Here is a 17,183-nt window from a genome sequence, read left to right as displayed (position 1 = left end):
AGGATAAACACTAAATGCCAAAGCACATAGGTATTGTCGCCTGCTCCGCAGGAGGAGCGGCTCTTTGCTATCGAACAATCTGCGAGGAAGGTGCGCAGCTTCTTGGGCCTCACGCCCACCCGGAAGTATCAATGCATACCCATTCACTGGCAGATTATGTGAAATGCCTCGACCAAGATGACTGGGCAGGGGTCGGCGAACTGATGCTCTCCTCTGCAAACAAGCTTGCCCAGACTGGAGCCGACTTTTTAATCTGTCCCGATAACACCATCCACAAGGCACTCAACCATATCAAATCTCGTTCACCCCTTCCCTGGCTGCACATTGCCGAGGTGGTTGCGGAAGAAGCCATTGATCGAAACTTCAGGTGTCTCGGTCTCACAGGAACCCGCTGGCTGGTTGAAAGCGAAACTTATCCGGAAAAACTAACCGGACAAGGACTGAAATATGTCAGGCCCAATACAGTTGAATGCGAAGAAATAAACCGCATCATCATGGATGAACTGGTCTATGGGAAGTTTAACGCTGAGTCAGTTTCCTACTTTCAGCAGGTTATCTCTAACCAGAAAGATCAGGGCTGCGATGCCGTCATTCTGGGCTGCACTGAAATCCCCTTGATTATTGACGATAAAAATTCTCCATTACCGACACTGGACTCTACAAGGCTACTGGCGCGAAAGGCTCTGCGACGAGCGGCTTAGTTCAACAACTTTTTGTTACGAACAAAGGTGCGTATTGGAGAGATTTACCTATAACCTCCATATCTGGGCCATTTCTGAGCGCATAAATCAATTCATCATAAAAACCCACTGAGACAATTACTTAAATAAGTAATGACTCGTACAATAAACGGAGTAGGTCATGACTTCACACAACTTATCCGTACCAGTTAGCCGATGACATATTGCTCAAATTCTTTTGATGGCTTTCTATCTGAGTACACATAAACGGAATTTCCAATGGGATCTATTATCGAAAAACCTCTATCTCCCCAGGGGTGATCTTCCAGGGGCATTGCAATCTGGAGGCCTTCACCGGTTAAACGAGTGTACTCAGTATCCACATCGTCTACCTTGAAGTTAAGCATCACACCTGCCCCGGAAAATACGGGTGTATCTTTTTGCTGCGGCTGAATAAAGCTTATTTCTGGCCCATCTCTATCTATTTTTATCGTGACATACCAACCGCAATCAAACACCGGTTTAGCGGAAAAATATCTACTATAAAATTCCTTGCATAAATCCACTTTGGTGGTGCAGAAGCATGTTGACAGTGCTTTTGTTTTCATAAGGCCTCCTTTCTTAACTTAGTCCATTCTTGTTGACTAATCCGTATTCACAGACGCCAAAGCTGAACCTGTATTGGTTTACCTGAGGTATGGTCGGAAAATACAGTAATTATATAGCCATTAGGCTCCAGGGCTGTTATGCAGTCCCCAGTCTTGACTGGTTATTCGATATAGACGCACCGGCCGACCATGAAATTCATGGGTTCTGTAGTCTCCAAACCCCGCTTTCTCAATAACTCTTACGGACGCCATATGCTCTGGCTCAATGATAACAACCACCGACTCACAGTGCTTTTGATCAAAGGCATAATTCATAACGCCGTTGACAGCTTCAGTCGCAAATCCCTGATTCCAGAACCTCCGCGCTAACCGGTAACCCAGGTTGATCTCCTCAACGTCACCAACCAACTCGGGACCAACACCACAGAAGCCAATAAGGCCACCCGATGTTTTCTCCAACAATGCCCATGGCCCTACTCCGTGGGATGAATAGCACTCCATACACCAGTCGATAAACTTTCTGGTAGCTTCTTCGTCACAAACTCCGCGAACAGAATATTTCATGACTTCGGGGTCACTCAAAATTTCAGTGAGTGCTGGAAGATCTTTGAGCGATAGCGGCCGTGCGACCAACCTCTCAGTTTCAAATAATAGCACCTATGTCTCCCTGTGCATGACGCAGCGGGTAAGGGATCGAAGGCGCACATAGAGAACCGTAGATCCCAAACTTGACCCGATTGTTATATGTTGGCTACTTGCGAATGACAAGATCCCCACCACTGAACTGTATTTGTTGACCTTCTAAGTTAACCTCTTCCCAGTTTTCAGGCTGAGATGACTCGTTCTAATGTACGACCAGATAACAAAAATTTGGATTACCTGTTTCTGGTAAAACACTAACTAAGGATCCACCAGTAATGCCATGCTTCTCGCAAAGCTTGAGTTGGCCAATGGCGTCACGAACCTGGTTAATGACACCAATGTGATCAACTTCTTCTTCCAGAGAACCAAAATCTTTGCTAGCTTCAAGCTCAACTAAGAATTGGGTTAGTTTTTCAATTGCTGGAGTCATACGCGATTACACATGATATCTGTGTACCACACAGGCTCGGTTTGTCGATCCGAGAAATCGGTCAATATCCATATCAGCTCTCCAACCAGAATATAATTTAGACTACTAAGAATCGAAAATCCCGCAGGATCCAGTCAGAAACAAACAATTCCTGAGCCTCTTGTTATTTCCTTAACACCAGACCAGTCCTGGGTAGGACTTTTTCTTCAACGCTTCCAATCGGCTGCTAAGGCTTCCCGCATGAACTTCTAACTTATGACCATCTGGATCAAGGAAATACAAAGAATCTCCCTCGCTTTTATTTTCTTTCCAAACGGTAACATCAGCATTCAACAGTCTTTCTGAAATGTCGGTAAAATTATCTTTCGCTACTGCAAAGGCTATGTGCGTATAGTCAGTGCTTGTTGCAACTTCATCATCGAGTGATAGACAAAACCAAAGATCACCCAATACCAAATATGCTCCGTAATCCCACCTGACACAGGGTTTCATCTCCAGTAGATTGACATAGAAATCAAAAGACCGATCTATATCTTTTACGGCTAAGGTAATATGACTCAGACCATCAAGCAAAAGCTATCCCTCTTATCCAGAACCCGAAGCCGCTACACTTCATCCTCTCTGCTTTGTAACCTATGCATAGTATTCTAAGCATCGAAACCGAGAGCGATTCCGACTCACCTTAACCTGTTATAACTAATATATTCAAGACCAACACTATACTCGTGCTCCTGGTACAATCTAAATCCTGGCCGCTGATATCCTATCCACAAAGAATTAACATCTAAGCCCAGACAAGCTTGCCGTAAAGCCATACTGACATCAAAAATACGTTCTTTGAATACTTTGGCAAAATGCAATTGATGATGAACCAACTTCTTTCTGCTACCCACTAATCCACCATGACCTTCAACACCCCAAAGAAATGCTTACTCTCTGGCCTTGATTTTGATACTGGATTTGAGATTATTTTTTGCTCAATTTTTCCCTGAATCATGATTGATTGTCATTTAGTCTGCTGAATAAGATGCGCGGGATTTTTAAAAAGATAGTTTTATAAGCACATTTAGACTGAACCAATAAGCAAGGAATTGCTGCGGAAAACAGGGTCAGAGAAAGATTGTAAAAACATAACCGCTAAGCAAATTAAGGACTGTCTCGCATCCACAGTTTTCACTACTATATTAGCAATACTTGCTCGCTGAGTCGGGATTTCCGATAGCCTCAACATCAGGTACACAGGTAAGTAGCGAAGCGACGATTCCAGGCCGCTTGCGAGAAATGTGCTGCTGAGTGTCAGGCGTTTTTACCACTCGCCATTAATACTGTCATGGTGCCATTTAAACTGCTCATTTCAAATGGCGTTTTCACTTGAACCTCGATGTATTTATTTTCCTTGAGAGCACGAACCACTCTGGTTTCAGACAACCCCACATCAGAAGTATCATCATTCGATAGCCAATCCCACTGCACAAACACACCGCCAATTTTCAAAAGAGACTTTAGCAGTCCCAGAGTTATTTCATAATCGGGCAAAAAACCACAAACGGATGACGCAACAATTAGGTCAAATTTCTTGGTTAAAAGAGGATGACTATCAATCAAGTCTTGAGTCAAAAATCCCGAAATAGTGGATACATTACTTAGCTTCTTCTTACTCAGAATATTTATCATTTCTGATGAGCCATCAAGGGCAACAATATCCTTCACTCTTGGGCTAAGTATTTGGGCAAGTGAACCAGTACCACAACCAAAATCAAAGACAGATAAGTCATTAAGATCAACGAGCTTAGATAGTTCATCAAATGCATTATCGGCATATTGCTGCACCGAGGCATCAGCATCCCAGCCTTCGGCATATTCGTCCCATTCATTGTTCAATTTTGCTACCCCTATAGATAAGCGACCAAATCAGATAAATGTCTATGGATTCAAGCAGCGGTGCGCTGCATCCCCTGCCTTGACTGGTTAAGCGCTTTTACACTCATAGAATCCCTCTTGCTTTGGCGGACAACCAGGGCGCGAGGGCAGTTATAAAAATGGCTAGAACGAACAGATCCCCTTTGAGAGGATTAAATACCTGCATTATCTCCGACCACGTTTTTCCCACAACGTAATACCCAAATAAAAATTCAAAACAAACTGTAAGTGTTACCCAAAATAAGCCAGTTGCAAGCAGTACTCCCGGTTCCGAAGAATCGAGAAAGGATACCAACGCAAACGATACACATAACACCAGAACGGACAATAGTACGCCACTCAACGGCAATGCAAATTCCGCCCCGAGCGCAGGGACCAAAAATTTTTCACGAAACAGTCCATTAACGATTGCTGTAATGACTATTACCAACCAAACCCCAATCGCTTTCAGAACTATGACCGCCACGGTTTGACTCTTAGCGCCTCAGGAAGAGGCAACTTTTCTGCGAAACAGTGCTTAAAACTGTCACACTTGCCAGCGCTTGTTAAGCGCTCACTGGGTAAATGCTTTGATATATGCATAGTCACTATTGTTTGCGGCTGGTTTGGAGCACAGCGGAAAAATGTCGAGTGCAAGCACTTATTATACAGTGCTCTGATTGGATGATTGAACGAGCGACCGGAATCCGCCATACACCATCCGTTCAGCATCAAAGATCGGTCTCGATGTATTAGTCAGTGGGTTGATCAAATCCGTCATCCTTGGATCGGCTGCAACTCTTTTATTTGCAAGATCACGCGCCTCACGAGATTTGAATGAGACCCACCCAAAGATGACGACTTCATCCTCTTTTATGTTCGCAACATCAGTGAAAGATCGAGTGCCCTCCAAATTTGAGTTGTCGCCAACATATTCTGAGTAATCAAGTGCACCATGTTCCTTCCAAATCTCCGCAACCTTTTCAACGACTTCTCTATACGTCTGTAGTTGGTCACGTGGCACAGGAAGAATGAACCCGTCGATATAGTGTGTCACGTTATCCTCCAATCTTGTTACTGAATTTTGTGTCAAGCCGTATAAGGTCGCATTAAAAGGCCGGAGCAAGCGCAGTTTGCGGAGATCCTAGCCGCGAAGCGGCGATACTTGACCTGATTGTTATGCGCAGCTACAATTTGTACATATTTTTGTACATGTACAGGTTTAGAAAAATGGAAAGTATAAGCTATACGTCTGCCCGCAGTAACCTTGCCAAAACGATGGAACAGGTTTGCAATGATCACGCGCCAGTGGCCATAACCCGGAAAGGAGAAGGTACTGTCGTCATGATTTCCATGGCCGATTATCAAGCGCTTGAAGAGACTGCATACCTTTTGCGAAGCCCAAAAAACATGCGCCGACTGATTGAAGCAGTGGCCGAATTGGAAGACGGACAGGGTGTCGAGAAGGAACTGATTGAGTGAAATTAATATTTGCTGAAAAAGCATGGGAAGATTACCTGTATTGGCAGAAAACCGACAAAAAGCTACTCAATCGCGTAAACACCTTGATCAAAGATATTAAAAGAGAGCCGTTTGAAGGTATAGGTAAACCCGAGCCTCTCAAACATGCCCTTTCAGGCTACTGGTCGAGGCGCATCAATGATGAGCATAGAATCGTGTACAAAGTCTCTGACGACTCTATTCTCATTGCTCAGCTTCGATACCACTACTGACACATAACACTTGTATATCGAGCCGCTCGGTTTGTCGATCGCTTAAATCGGTCAATATCCATATAAAGATTTGAAATAATAGGGATTTTTTCAAACACTTACAGCCTCCTTTCTAGGGACATTGCGCATGCGCGTTTCTATGCATTGATGTGCGCGGTATCTTCATCTACGCATTCAGATGTCTTTGATATTGCACTACTTTGTTCTTTGGATCCAGAGACAAAGCAAGTATCAGAAACGGGAAAAGCGAGCCAAGAGCATTAAAACCCCAAGGGAATTGATCTTATAAATAATTTCTAATAACAGCTTCTTTAGACTTATCCAAATAAGTGTTCCTACAAGTAAAGATTTTGGGCAACCCCTGACCAATCACTCAGCACAGCGTTTCAGGCTAGACACCTGGCCAATAACACGGGCGAATCTCTATTCTTTTGACCGACTACACAAGAAAGCGCAACGAACACAACGGGCAACGAAACGATAGTAAGGGGTACAGAGAAGAAACCTTTCAATATCTGGGTGTCCGGCAGTTTTTCGTTTTTTATCTGTTGCACCTTGATTACCCGATTTCAAAAGACGTTACACCAAATAGCCGGTTGAACGGCAATGCAGGCATTTCTCCCGTATACATTCTTGCTGTTTCAAACGAAACGTCCATATTGTAGCTTTCTGCCAATGATACTGCTGCCTGGTTAACTTCTGGCGTGTCAAGATACACAGGGACCGAGGGTTGTACTTTCGATTTTAGAGCCAGAAACAGGAATTCGGCTAGCTCAGGACTATCCGCTAAGAGGGGCCCTATCTTGTAGCCCATCCGACACGCACGAATAACACCATAACCGGCCAACATTCCGCTCTTCATTATGCCTAAAGCATAGCTATCAGGTTGATTTATCCAGCATTTTAAAAAGTGGGATCTGTGTGCAGGAAACATCGGTTGGTCACATATATCAATGGTTTCAAAAGGTAAAGAGGACAGTTCAACAATATCCGCATTTTCAGGAAAATCGCCCCCACCTTGCCCTTCATATCTTATATTTCTATAGGCTAAGTTGAATCCGGATTTTTTGTAATTGTCCTGCTGGGCCATAACCCCATCAAGGCCAATATTTCGCCCTTCAAGATATTTAAGTCCAGCCTTCCAAAGTTGAATACCATAACCTTTGCCACGATATTCAGGTTTGACCATGTAAAATCCGATGAATCCAAAATATTCGCCGTATTTGATCGCAGAAATTGTAGCGATGGGTTCCCCATCAAGAAGCCCAACTAGAAAACCGGTTGGATCTGCTGTGTAATAACAATCGGCATCATGAAGTCCCGGATTCCAACCCTCCTGCGCCGCCCATTCAATGGCAATATCAACATCCTTTTTATCCATTGTCTTAATGGTATAGTTTTTATATTGCATTCTTACTCCGAGAAAAATATCTGCACTTGTCAAGTGAGCACTCAACAAGCAATCCTACCGCAACATCTTCTATCGGCATCCACTCAAGTCCTTTAAAAGGCTATGACTTATAGCAGAGAACACCAAGAAATTGCGGAATGGCGAAGCAGCGGTTTGGCGCCTCGCTGCCCAGTATGGTCAAATTTTCTGTATTTTAAACACTGGAGTCTTTAGCGGGCTGAGTAACTATTAAATAAACAATATACCCTAACCATGAAAATATAAAGACTGCCAAGAACCATCCAAATTTAGCACCTCCATGTGAGCGACTTGACAGAATCACGTGGATTATTGGAAGTAGGATTATAAGCAAAATTATCAATTGCCAAATACTGATTCCAGCCATTCCCATAAACTATCTCCTTTATTTAATATCAATAGCATGATTGCTGCATCTTATTATATTAATTTATATTTCCACCTTCATTAGTAAGCAACCACCATTATGAGGAAGAAGTTTATGTGGCTCTAATTTGATATTTCTAAGACTCCTAAATCCTTGCCTTTTATAAAACTTAATAGCGCGACTATTGTCGGAAAATACGATAAGGCTTAGTTCATTGTAGCCTTCACTAATCGCTTTCGATTTTGTATGTTCGAGTAGTGATTTTCCAACCCCTAACCCTCTGTACGCTTTATCAATGCACATAGCATCCAGAAAATAGCTTCCTTCAACTCTGGCGGAATAAAATTCATGGAATTTCTCTAAACGATCCACCGGTAAAAAATTCGTTAGCTCATCGGTTATACAATGCAAGTGTGCCGGATAGGACAATGCCATTCCGATGATGTTTTGATCGAACTCCGCGACAATACAACTACGAAAAGTATGCGAATAAACGTCTTGCTCCAGACCGTCAGAAAGTAGCTCTAAAGCAGATTTGTTGGGTATCAAATCGTGAAACAGGTATTCCACAGCACCACCAGAAGCTATGTGATCTAACTCTGCGATGCGGCAGCAGTCACCTTTATTTCCTTGCCTATAGTTCACATTCAACTTTTACTTCCTGAACCACAGTGTTCAGTAGCACCATTTATATAATGCTTCAAGAAGAGGCCCGGTTTACCGCATCCTTCTTGCTTGATTTGTTAAGTATTTCAACCTGAAAATAGAATGAATATAAAATTATCCATGTGTACATTGATAACTCAAATATTCTTTGAGCTAACCCAACAAGTAAAAACTCAGGATAAAGAAGAAAGAACATTGCTACTGCAACACTGCCAAGGACGTAACCTATAATCCCTAATTTTCTGTTGCCCTTTTGTTTTACGTCTGATGCTAATATAAAAACACCAGCTATTCCATTTAAGTAACCGAAAATGGCCGAAAGGTTGTGAATTATTTGAGATGTGGTCGGACTATCAGGACGGCATCCAGCATCGCAAGGGTACAGAGCTGCAATGCAAAGTGTTATTGCATACATCCCTATTCCCACAAAGCCTAGAGTTTGCTTTGTTTTCCTTGACGAAAGGTATATCGCCAAAATAACAAAGGCCGTGAGAAAAATGCTTGCAGGAACAAATCCTATTAGATTTACTGTCTGTCCATTAATTGTACCAACTGCACCAAGCTCGCTTATAAATTGCGACATATGCTGGTAGTTCGGATGATTGATACCCCCTAATGTAATGGTAGTCACAAACCAGAAAGCGCTAGCAACAGGAAGGTATATAATAAATTTTCTCATGAATTTCTAGTCCGATAGTTCTTTACTGCAACAGTAATAGCCCCAAAGCCCAGGCCAGCCATAATTCCTACAATTTGAGAAGGAAGAAAACGGCTCAGAGAAGTATTTTAGCTAATATAGCCCTCTAACAAGCTAAGGAAACGCTAGCATCCGCAGTTTTCGCTAAGATATTAGCAACATTTGCTCTCTGACACTGATTTCTTCCCAATGATGAAATGCCCCGCACGACCCACTTGTTATAACTTTCATACAACGGAATCCATTTTAAAAATAGGCAAATACATGAAAAAGAATGTTGTGGCGGTAACCAGTACACAGACCGCAAAATTTGTAAGTGCAATCTTTTTAAATAATGATTTACTAATGCCTGATATAAAAACGGTTAAGAAATATATGATAAATGATATTTTTTCTATATAAAATAAGTAAGGGTAATACATGAAATTTTCATACATAAACTGAGTAATAACAGGGACTTCCACACTAAAAGCTCTCGATAATTCAGAAAATTCGGGAATAGCTAGCATTAAGCCCGTGTAAATATAGAAAAGAGCCACGAGAATTAATATGCTAATTGTAAGGTGAATTAGGTTTTGCTTAGTAAAGAATATCAGTTTAGTTTGTGAAACTGTCTGATCCATCAGGACGCCTCCTTGTAGTAATAACTCTAAGCTCAGAGGTTTGAATGAAGTGGCGGATTTTTTGTGCTTTTTTCAAAAAAATATGACACTTTACCTAAATCCTGCTGTAGCGCCTTGTTATAACCCAATATTTACAATACTGATATTGCATTGTTTACTGCCTCAATAATATGTTGTCTGCGCATAGCTGTTTGCTGGTAAATATACTTCATGCCTTCATTTGTTGATACATCAGCTAGTGACAAGTCGTCTACTTCCGTCGCAATCAGTGCACTTAAGCCTAATGCCTTTTTCTCTTCATATATTTCTGTGTACTTTTTCCAACCCTTCAAAAACTGATCGTGTTTTCGTTCAGGAAGATGTAACAATAATTTTCTTGCAGCTTCATCGTGGGCTGGATAGTTTTGCGTTACTACCAATGCTGGATTGGTATCAGTATCCTCTAACTCCTTTAAAAATGGAACTAGGACGCTTTGAACTCATTAACAAACTGCCTATAGACTTTGTCTTGCTCCCTGCGATAGGTTAGCCGGTGTGCTAGAAGCATTGATAACAGTACTCCAAGAATAGTTCCTATCGAAACTCTCCAATCTACCATGTCAGTGACTTAGTCCATTTGGGTTATAACATTTGTATATCACGCACGCTCGGCCTGTCAATCTGTTAAATCGGTCGATATCCATATAAAGATTTGAAACGATAGTAATTTTTTCAAACATTTACAGCTTCCTTTCTCTGGATATCGCGCATGCGCGTTTCCATGCATTGATGTGCGCGGTATCTCCATCTACGCATTCAGATGTCTTTGATACTGCACCAATTTGTTCTTTGGGTCCAGAGACAAAGCGAGCATCAAGAACGGAACAAGCGAGCCAAGAGCATTGATACCCTCAGGCCAAGTATGCAGATCCGACCTTAATCTGCTGGTGCTGTCAGTTGCTCTGTGCAGACTTCGCGAACACTCTTGCGCAGCCAGCGATGTGCCGGATCAGCATCCATTCGTGGGTGCCATAATAATGATACCGTCACTTCCGGTGGGGGAAATGGCAGGGGGAAGCTGTGCATTCCTGCACGCAGACCTTCGGTGTTTAATTCTGGTACTGTCGCAATCAAATCAGACTTTCGTGCGAGTGCAAGTGCCGTCGAAAAGCCGGCAACCATCGTAACAATATTTCGTTCCAGCCCCAAAGGCTCCAGCGCCTCATCCACCGGTCCTCGGTTGAGTCCTCTTCGCGAGATTGCAATATGCTGAGCGGCGGCATAGCGGGCGGCTGTTATCTTACTTTGGCTTAGCTTGTGGCCAGTTCGTACCACACCGATAAAGCGATCCCTGAACAAGCCCTGTGTTCTTATTTCCGGGCCCATTGTTTTGCTCACAACACCGGTCTCTAAATCCACGCTAGCGTCGCGAAGGGGTCCGCTGTCTTTATCTGGTTTTGGTACGAATCGAAGCTGCACGCCAGGAGCTTCTGAACTGACTCGTGCAATCAGATTCGGTCCGAAGGTCTCCACAAAGCCTTCTCCGGTCCGCACTGTAAATGTCCGTGCCAACTGTTTGGGGTCGAGTTCTACCTGAGGCCGCAGCACTTCCTGTACGTCGTCAACCAACTGACTCACTCGCTGACGAAGTTCAAGCGCTCTGGGGGTCGGTACTAAACCACGGCCAGCCCTGACTAACAGCGGATCCCCCGTTGTTTGACGCAATCTTGCCAGCGCTCTGCTCATCGCTGAGGGGCTCAATCCCAGTCGTCGGGCAGCTGCTGCAACGCTACCTTCAGCGAGGAGTACATCAAGGGTGATCAGCAAATTAAAATCAGGTGTTGGCATGGATCAACCATAACACAGGTTTATTAATTTGATATAGCGCCAGGCGCACGAATAAAGTGCAAAGAGTGCGTCTTCCGCCATATATAACCGGGAAGTATATTACTACAGATCAATTTCCACCGTTATCAAAGCATGGAGTAAAAGATGAAGCCAAACAGGACTGAATCAAGCGAAGAAACAACAGATAAAACGCAGCCAGGTTTGGTTCGGTGGGCGCTCACTGGCCTGGCGCTATCAATGCTGTTGTCATCACTCGGTATCAGTATCGCAAACATTGCCTTACCCACTTTAGCTCAAGCGTTCACAGCCTCTTTTCAGGATGTTCAATGGGTCATTATTGCCTATCTACTTGCCGTCACCATCCTGATTGTCAGCGCCGGACGCTTAGGTGACATCATAGGGCATCGACGAATGCTGTTAATCGGTATTCTATTGTTCACCTTAGCCTCAGTTTTATGCAGTATTGCACCGACCCTCTGGATGCTGGTGGTCGCCCGTGCGGTGCAGGGCCTCGGTGCGGCGATCTTGATGGCACTGACAATAGCGCTGGTTCGGGCAACAGTCCCCAAAAAAAAGACGGGGAGAGCAATGGGATTACTGGGAACCATGTCTGCAATCGGTACAGCTCTGGGTCCAACCCTGGGTGGAATTCTGATTGCGGGGCCCGGCTGGAGGGCCATCTTTCTTATCATGGTTCCCCTGGGTATCGTTAATTTCATGCTTGCATATCGCTTCCTGCCCATTGACCGGAAAATAACCCGAAAGGCCCGGGGTGGTTTCGACCTGTTGGGCACCTTGCTACTTGGCCTTACCTTGGCAAGCTATGCTCTTGCTGTGACCGTTGGGGATGGTCAATTTAATCAACTCAACATAGCTCTGTTACTGGCCGCGGCCGCAGGGCTGGTGGTATTTATTTTTGCCCAAACGAAAGTAGCATCACCATTGATCCAGTTGGCAACGCTTCGAAATCAACAACTGAGCGCTAGCTTGATTATGAATATTCTGGTCGCAACCGTGATGATGGCAACTCTGGTGGTCGGTCCGTTTTACCTTTATCACGCTCATGGACTTAATGAAGCCGTTGTCGGGATAGTGATGTCGATTGGCCCCATAATAGCGGCCCTAAGCGGCGTTCCGGCAGGTCATATGGTTGACCGCCTGGGTGCTCCGTTCATAGTCATCCTCGGACTCGCCACGATGGCGCTAGGATCATTTGCGCTATCCGGGCTGCCTGTAATGTTTGGTACCGCAGGCTACATTGCAGCCATCGCCATCCTGACCCCCGGTTATCAGTTATTTCAGGCGGCGAACAACACAACCGTTATGATGGATATCTCCCCGGATCAACGGGGTGCAATTTCCGGTATGCTCAGCCTGTCCCGCAATCTTGGACTGATTACCGGTGCTTCTGTTATGGGCGCTGTTTTCGCATTCGCCTCAATGACTACCGACATCACCCTGGCTTCCCCTGAAGCCGTTACTCAGGGTATGAGAATAACATTTGCTGTTGCAGGAGTTCTGGTAGTCGTAGCGCTGGGAATTGCCTTGGGATCTGGTGTCCTGGCAAAACGCGCTTCATCAGATGAACAGAGATCCGGAGCGGCATAAAGAGAATGAAAGCTTGAATTCAAGATACGGAGAACTTCCGTTTAGTACGACGCTGCTGGCAAGTTAAAACTGAACGAAGTCTCCTTAATCGTAACGGTCAGAATTCGTTCAGTTTATTGTCTGGACCCCGCTTAGGGCAACAGGGACAGCTAGCCATAGGCTTCCCACAGAGTTATCCACAGAAACTGTGGATACGTTCGATAAAGGCTCAGGATCTTCAGAGCACATGCTCAGGCATTATCAATACGGGGACCAACATGAGTATCAATAAGGAAATCGATTTTATTATAAAAAGCGATCCTGACCAGCCGGAGCTGCTACTGAATGACGTATTACCAGATCTGGCTCAAGCATCATAACCTTTCCTTCAGAACGGGGCGTATTCAAGCGGTCGATCAAAGTGCTAACGGCCAGTTTTGCCAACGGCTCCTTAGGTTGATTAACCGTGGTCAACGGCGGACTGAAATAGGCAGAGAATGAGATATTGTCGTAGCCAATGACAGACAACTGTTCAGGAATCTTTAAGCCCCGTTGCTGTGCAACACTCATTGCCCCCATCGCCATCATGTCATTACCCGCAAAAATGGCCGTCGGCAGTCGATCCCGTGTAAGCAGCTCGGTCATTGCTAACTGACCTCCTTCACATTCAAAATCAGATTCAAGAACCCAGTCAGGATTTATGCGGATACCCGCATCAGCCATCGCTTGCCGAAAACCTTCTATCCGCTGCTGAGCTGGTAATTTTTCTTTAGGACCTCCGATATAGGCAATATCTCTGTGGCCGGCATCAATCAAATATTGAGTGGCCAGCAAGCCTCCTTTAAAGGAATTATCCTGAATACGATCCAGATAAGCATCGGTAGGCCCCCAGTCCATAACAACCATTGGAAGATCCCGTTGCGAAGAAATAGTCTGGAATTGAGCATCATCATAGGCGGTACACATAATAAGAATACCGTCGACTCGTTTCTGAGCCAGCATCTGTAAATAGGAGCTGGTTTTTGTCGGATCACCATCGGTATTACAGAGAATCAGGTTGTATCCCTGCTGATAGCAATACTTTTCGACCTCTCGAACGACCTCTGCATAAAACGGATTTAATGTAGTGGTCACCAGCATCCCAAGACTTTTAGTCGTTTTTACTTTCAGGCTGCGGGCAACGGCGCTGGGTGCGTAGTTCAATTCCCGGGAGGCTTTAAATACTCGCTCTCGAGTTGTTTCAGCAACAAAGCGCGTCTCATTTAATACATGAGAGACTGTTGTTGTCGATACACCGGCATGTAATGCGACATCTTTAATCGTTGCTGCCAAACGTTTAACTCCAATAAATTAACTGGCCTTTGCCACTAAAAACGACCGAACTTCATCCAGACAGGGTATCGAGGCTTGAGCCCCCTCACGCGTAACCGAAATAGCAGCAGCAGCCTGGGCAAACTCTATGGCATCTAACATCGGTTGCCCGTCCTGCAGCCCAGCCACCAATGCACCATTAAAACAATCACCGGCAGCAGTTGTATCGACAGCTTTCACCTTGAAGCCGCTGATTAGTTTACCTTGGCCTTGCTCACTGAACCACACCCCGCGGGAACCCAGTGTGATGAGTACTGTAGGAACGCCCTTGTCATGCAACACATCAGCTGCTCTGGCAGCACTGCTATTATCCCAGTCGGAACCGGAATCCGGGACAGCCACACCGGTCAGTATTTCGGCTTCTGTCTGATTAGGTGTAATGATGTCTATCAAGCTTAATAACCTGTCTGGTAGTGGCTGGGCTGGTGCAGGATTCAAAACCACCATGGTCGCTGCTTCTTTTGCAATTCTGGCTGAATATTCGATCCCTTCCAGGGGTGTTTCCAGCTGCATTAACAATGTCCTGGCTGACTCAATGGCCTTCCTGTTAGGTTGGATTCGATCAGCAGTCAGCTCGCTATTAGCCTGGGCCGAAATACCGATACAGTTCTCACCTGCCGGGTCGACAAAAATCAGCGCCGATCCGGTTTTACTGCCTTCGATCTGCTGAAGGCCACTGGTTTCCATCCCCAATTCGGCAAACCGGGCGATCATTTCAGAGCCGATCGCATCTTCTCCCAGACAGCCGACAAAGGCCGTATTAGCCCCCATTTGACAGGCAGCAACAGCCTGATTGGCACCCTTACCACCATAAAGAATCTGAAAGTCTGTACCCGATACGGTTTCGCCGGGTTTAGGCAACTGCGAAACCCGTAGTACATGATCGGCGTTGACACTCCCCAAAACAACCAGTGTATTCATATTGAAATTCAATCCTGTGACCTAGATATCTACTCTCGGTAGTCTGCCGGGCAATCTTTCAGCTATGAAAAAATCACCCCCTTCTTCAACATGAAACAACCGTACCCCCTGGATTCTCCGGTGATGACAATGGCAAATGCATTTCTGGCAGCTTCATAAAACGCAAAGCGTTCCAGGGATCCCATCAAACCTTCACCATTTGTACTCTTTAACAAAGCCTCAAACTCCAGTTGTACGGCAGGCATTTCAGACGCAGGCCGATCCACCATTTCCATTCTTTGGACTGGTTTTTCAACAAAGGTATCCAATGGAAGCACGGACAAAATCGCTTCGCCTGCTCGTGCGGTTCCAACACCATCTAAGCGAATAACCGGTTTTCCCATTGCCATAGAGATAGCTGGAAAATTACAGTCAACCAGAGCTAATTCATCTCCATGTCCCATAGCCCGCAAAACATGCAACAAATCAGCATTCAATAAAGGATCAATATTTTTTAACATTCAACGCTCCGCAGACGAGTGCATAGAGGAAACAACAGCAATGGCTAAATTTTCACAGTTTTATACCTTGGTATACTTTTCTCGGTAATGATCCAGCACCACCGCAACAATAATCACCAGACCCGTAATCATTTGGCGCATAAAATCATTGAGCCCTATTAAAATAAGCCCGTTAGCCAGAACACCTATAATGAAGGCCCCCAGCAAAGTCCCCTGTATGCTCCCTCGCCCGCCCATCAAGCTGGTGCCGCCGATAATAACCGCAGCGATGGCATTTAACTCAAAGCCAATTCCTGCAATAGGGCTGGAGATGTTGAGGCGTGCCATATATACGATGGCTGCGACACCCGCGGTTAAACCACAGATAGTAAAGGCTGCGACCTTGTACCAGAAGACGGGATGACCGGCCAATCTAACGGCTTCTTCATTGTTGCCGATACCATATATCATTCGCCCAAAAACGGTTTTGTGTAACACAAACCAGGCAATTCCAACGAGCACCAAAGCGACAATAAAGACAACCGGGATGCCAAATATCGAGGCGGAACCAAAATCATTAAATTGTTCGGGAAAGGAGTAGATGGTTTGAGCTTCTGAAATATGTAACGCGCCCCCCCGGGCAATATTCAGCATACCCAAAGTAATAATGAAAGACGGCAGTCCCCAATAGGCGCTGATAAGGCCGTTTAACAGCCCACAGAGCGTCCCAGCCAGCAGCGCAGCCATCACTGCCAGCATAATTGCTTCTGTCGGGCCAAGCCCTGGTAAAGTGATCGCTTTACCGGCAACAACGGCAGCAAACGCTAGCACCGAGCCAACCGACAGGTCGATACCCGCAATAAGAATCACAAATGTTAAACCAACCGCCAGAATAAGGTTGATGGTAATCTGGGTAAGAATATTGGTGATATTATTGGCAGCCAGAAAATGTTCCGACGACAGTGAAAAAATCACAATCAATCCGATCAATGCCAACCCTATGCCGGCATCCCGGATAATTGCCTTGAAGGAGAAACGACTGGATTTCGCTGCCCCATTTACTTTTACGTTCGTAGCGGTCATCACCTAAAACCTCTTATTCTTATCTGCTACAGCCTTTACCTGGCGTTTACTGATACCTGAGAAATTACTGATATCTGTAGCTCAGTTATCGCGCAGCTCTTTTATCAGTCAGTGTCTTTAACTCACCTGATTTTTAATTAT

21 protein-coding genes are annotated in these 17,183 nt (G+C 44.9%); 4 read left to right on the top strand and 17 right to left on the bottom strand.

The window, feature by feature from the left end:
* Positions 1-14: 14 nt before the first annotated feature.
* Entirely contained in the window at positions 15-701 is a 687-nt protein-coding gene (locus tag BGP75_RS06495; protein WP_076716794.1) for an aspartate/glutamate racemase family protein, read from the top strand.
* 188 nt (positions 702-889) lie between these two features.
* Here the strand turns inward: BGP75_RS06495 and BGP75_RS06490 are convergent, their stop codons facing one another.
* The 7 genes from BGP75_RS06490 to BGP75_RS06460 form a co-directional block, all read right to left on the bottom strand.
* Positions 890-1,288: a VOC family protein gene (locus tag BGP75_RS06490; RefSeq protein ID WP_076716791.1), complete on the bottom strand. Its 399-nt coding sequence runs from the start codon at positions 1,286-1,288 to the stop codon at positions 890-892.
* Between the two features lie 120 nt (positions 1,289-1,408).
* On the bottom strand, positions 1,409-1,945 hold the full coding sequence (locus tag BGP75_RS06485; protein ID WP_076716788.1) for a GNAT family N-acetyltransferase: 537 nt from the start codon (positions 1,943-1,945) through the stop codon (positions 1,409-1,411).
* 187 nt (positions 1,946-2,132) lie between these two features.
* Positions 2,133-2,360, bottom strand: coding sequence for a hypothetical protein (locus BGP75_RS06480; protein ID WP_076716785.1), 228 nt, complete (start codon positions 2,358-2,360; stop codon positions 2,133-2,135).
* 171 nt (positions 2,361-2,531) lie between these two features.
* Positions 2,532-2,933 (bottom strand): fosfomycin resistance glutathione transferase, encoded by a 402-nt coding sequence (gene fos, locus BGP75_RS06475; protein ID WP_076716782.1) that lies wholly within the window; start codon positions 2,931-2,933, stop codon positions 2,532-2,534.
* A 723-nt stretch (positions 2,934-3,656) separates the two neighbouring features.
* On the bottom strand, positions 3,657-4,241 hold the full coding sequence (locus tag BGP75_RS06470; protein WP_076716780.1) for a class I SAM-dependent methyltransferase: 585 nt from the start codon (positions 4,239-4,241) through the stop codon (positions 3,657-3,659).
* 103 nt (positions 4,242-4,344) lie between these two features.
* Entirely contained in the window at positions 4,345-4,746 is a 402-nt protein-coding gene (locus tag BGP75_RS06465) for a hypothetical protein (RefSeq protein WP_076716777.1), read from the bottom strand.
* Positions 4,747-4,923: 177 nt separating this feature from the next.
* Positions 4,924-5,316 (bottom strand): DUF1428 domain-containing protein, encoded by a 393-nt coding sequence (locus BGP75_RS06460; RefSeq protein WP_076716775.1) that lies wholly within the window; start codon positions 5,314-5,316, stop codon positions 4,924-4,926.
* A gap of 173 nt (positions 5,317-5,489) precedes the next feature.
* Here BGP75_RS06460 and BGP75_RS06455 point away from each other — a divergent pair, with 173 nt between their 5' ends.
* Complete coding sequence (locus tag BGP75_RS06455; protein ID WP_076716772.1) at positions 5,490-5,741, top strand: type II toxin-antitoxin system Phd/YefM family antitoxin; 252 nt, start codon at positions 5,490-5,492, stop codon at positions 5,739-5,741.
* Entirely contained in the window at positions 5,738-5,992 is a 255-nt protein-coding gene (locus BGP75_RS06450) for a Txe/YoeB family addiction module toxin (protein WP_076716769.1), read from the top strand. The genes BGP75_RS06455 and BGP75_RS06450 overlap by 4 nt, the downstream gene beginning before the upstream one ends.
* A gap of 559 nt (positions 5,993-6,551) precedes the next feature.
* On the opposite strand, the gene BGP75_RS06445 is transcribed toward BGP75_RS06450, so the two are convergent.
* The 6 genes from BGP75_RS06445 to BGP75_RS06415 all read right to left on the bottom strand — a co-directional run bounded on the left by BGP75_RS06445 (position 6,552) and on the right by BGP75_RS06415 (position 11,601).
* Entirely contained in the window at positions 6,552-7,403 is an 852-nt protein-coding gene (locus tag BGP75_RS06445) for a GNAT family N-acetyltransferase (protein ID WP_076716766.1), read from the bottom strand.
* Between the two features lie 448 nt (positions 7,404-7,851).
* Positions 7,852-8,433 carry a GNAT family N-acetyltransferase gene (locus BGP75_RS06435; protein WP_233152880.1) on the bottom strand — a complete coding sequence of 194 codons (582 nt, stop codon included), beginning with the start codon at positions 8,431-8,433 and terminating at the stop codon, positions 7,852-7,854.
* A 55-nt stretch (positions 8,434-8,488) separates the two neighbouring features.
* Positions 8,489-9,133: a DUF998 domain-containing protein gene (locus BGP75_RS06430; protein ID WP_076716760.1), complete on the bottom strand. Its 645-nt coding sequence runs from the start codon at positions 9,131-9,133 to the stop codon at positions 8,489-8,491.
* A 245-nt stretch (positions 9,134-9,378) separates the two neighbouring features.
* Positions 9,379-9,774, bottom strand: coding sequence for a hypothetical protein (locus BGP75_RS27365; protein ID WP_076716758.1), 396 nt, complete (start codon positions 9,772-9,774; stop codon positions 9,379-9,381).
* 131 nt (positions 9,775-9,905) lie between these two features.
* Positions 9,906-10,193 carry a hypothetical protein gene (locus BGP75_RS06420; RefSeq protein ID WP_076716755.1) on the bottom strand — a complete coding sequence of 96 codons (288 nt, stop codon included), beginning with the start codon at positions 10,191-10,193 and terminating at the stop codon, positions 9,906-9,908.
* A gap of 496 nt (positions 10,194-10,689) precedes the next feature.
* Positions 10,690-11,601 (bottom strand): LysR family transcriptional regulator, encoded by a 912-nt coding sequence (locus BGP75_RS06415; protein WP_076716753.1) that lies wholly within the window; start codon positions 11,599-11,601, stop codon positions 10,690-10,692.
* 144 nt (positions 11,602-11,745) lie between these two features.
* Between BGP75_RS06415 and BGP75_RS06410 the strand changes: the two genes are divergently transcribed.
* The gene (locus BGP75_RS06410) at positions 11,746-13,209 is read left to right on the top strand and encodes an MFS transporter (protein ID WP_076716751.1); all 1,464 of its coding nucleotides are present in this window, start codon (positions 11,746-11,748) and stop codon (positions 13,207-13,209) included.
* 285 nt (positions 13,210-13,494) lie between these two features.
* On the opposite strand, the gene BGP75_RS06405 is transcribed toward BGP75_RS06410, so the two are convergent.
* From BGP75_RS06405 to BGP75_RS06390, 4 genes are all read right to left on the bottom strand, one after another.
* Positions 13,495-14,520 carry a substrate-binding domain-containing protein gene (locus BGP75_RS06405; protein ID WP_076716748.1) on the bottom strand — a complete coding sequence of 342 codons (1,026 nt, stop codon included), beginning with the start codon at positions 14,518-14,520 and terminating at the stop codon, positions 13,495-13,497.
* An 18-nt stretch (positions 14,521-14,538) separates the two neighbouring features.
* On the bottom strand, positions 14,539-15,480 hold the full coding sequence (gene rbsK, locus BGP75_RS06400) for a ribokinase (protein ID WP_076716746.1): 942 nt from the start codon (positions 15,478-15,480) through the stop codon (positions 14,539-14,541).
* 62 nt (positions 15,481-15,542) lie between these two features.
* Entirely contained in the window at positions 15,543-15,980 is a 438-nt protein-coding gene (locus BGP75_RS06395) for an RbsD/FucU family protein (protein WP_076716743.1), read from the bottom strand.
* A gap of 60 nt (positions 15,981-16,040) precedes the next feature.
* Complete coding sequence (locus tag BGP75_RS06390) at positions 16,041-17,042, bottom strand: ABC transporter permease (RefSeq protein WP_076716740.1); 1,002 nt, start codon at positions 17,040-17,042, stop codon at positions 16,041-16,043.
* Positions 17,043-17,183 lie beyond the last annotated feature (141 nt).

The sequence above is a fragment of the Motiliproteus sp. MSK22-1 genome (genome assembly GCF_001968815.1).
Taxonomy (GTDB): domain Bacteria; phylum Pseudomonadota; class Gammaproteobacteria; order Pseudomonadales; family Balneatricaceae; genus Motiliproteus.
Note: the sequence above shows the minus strand (reverse complement) of the source record. Positions and strands in the feature narration are given on the sequence as shown.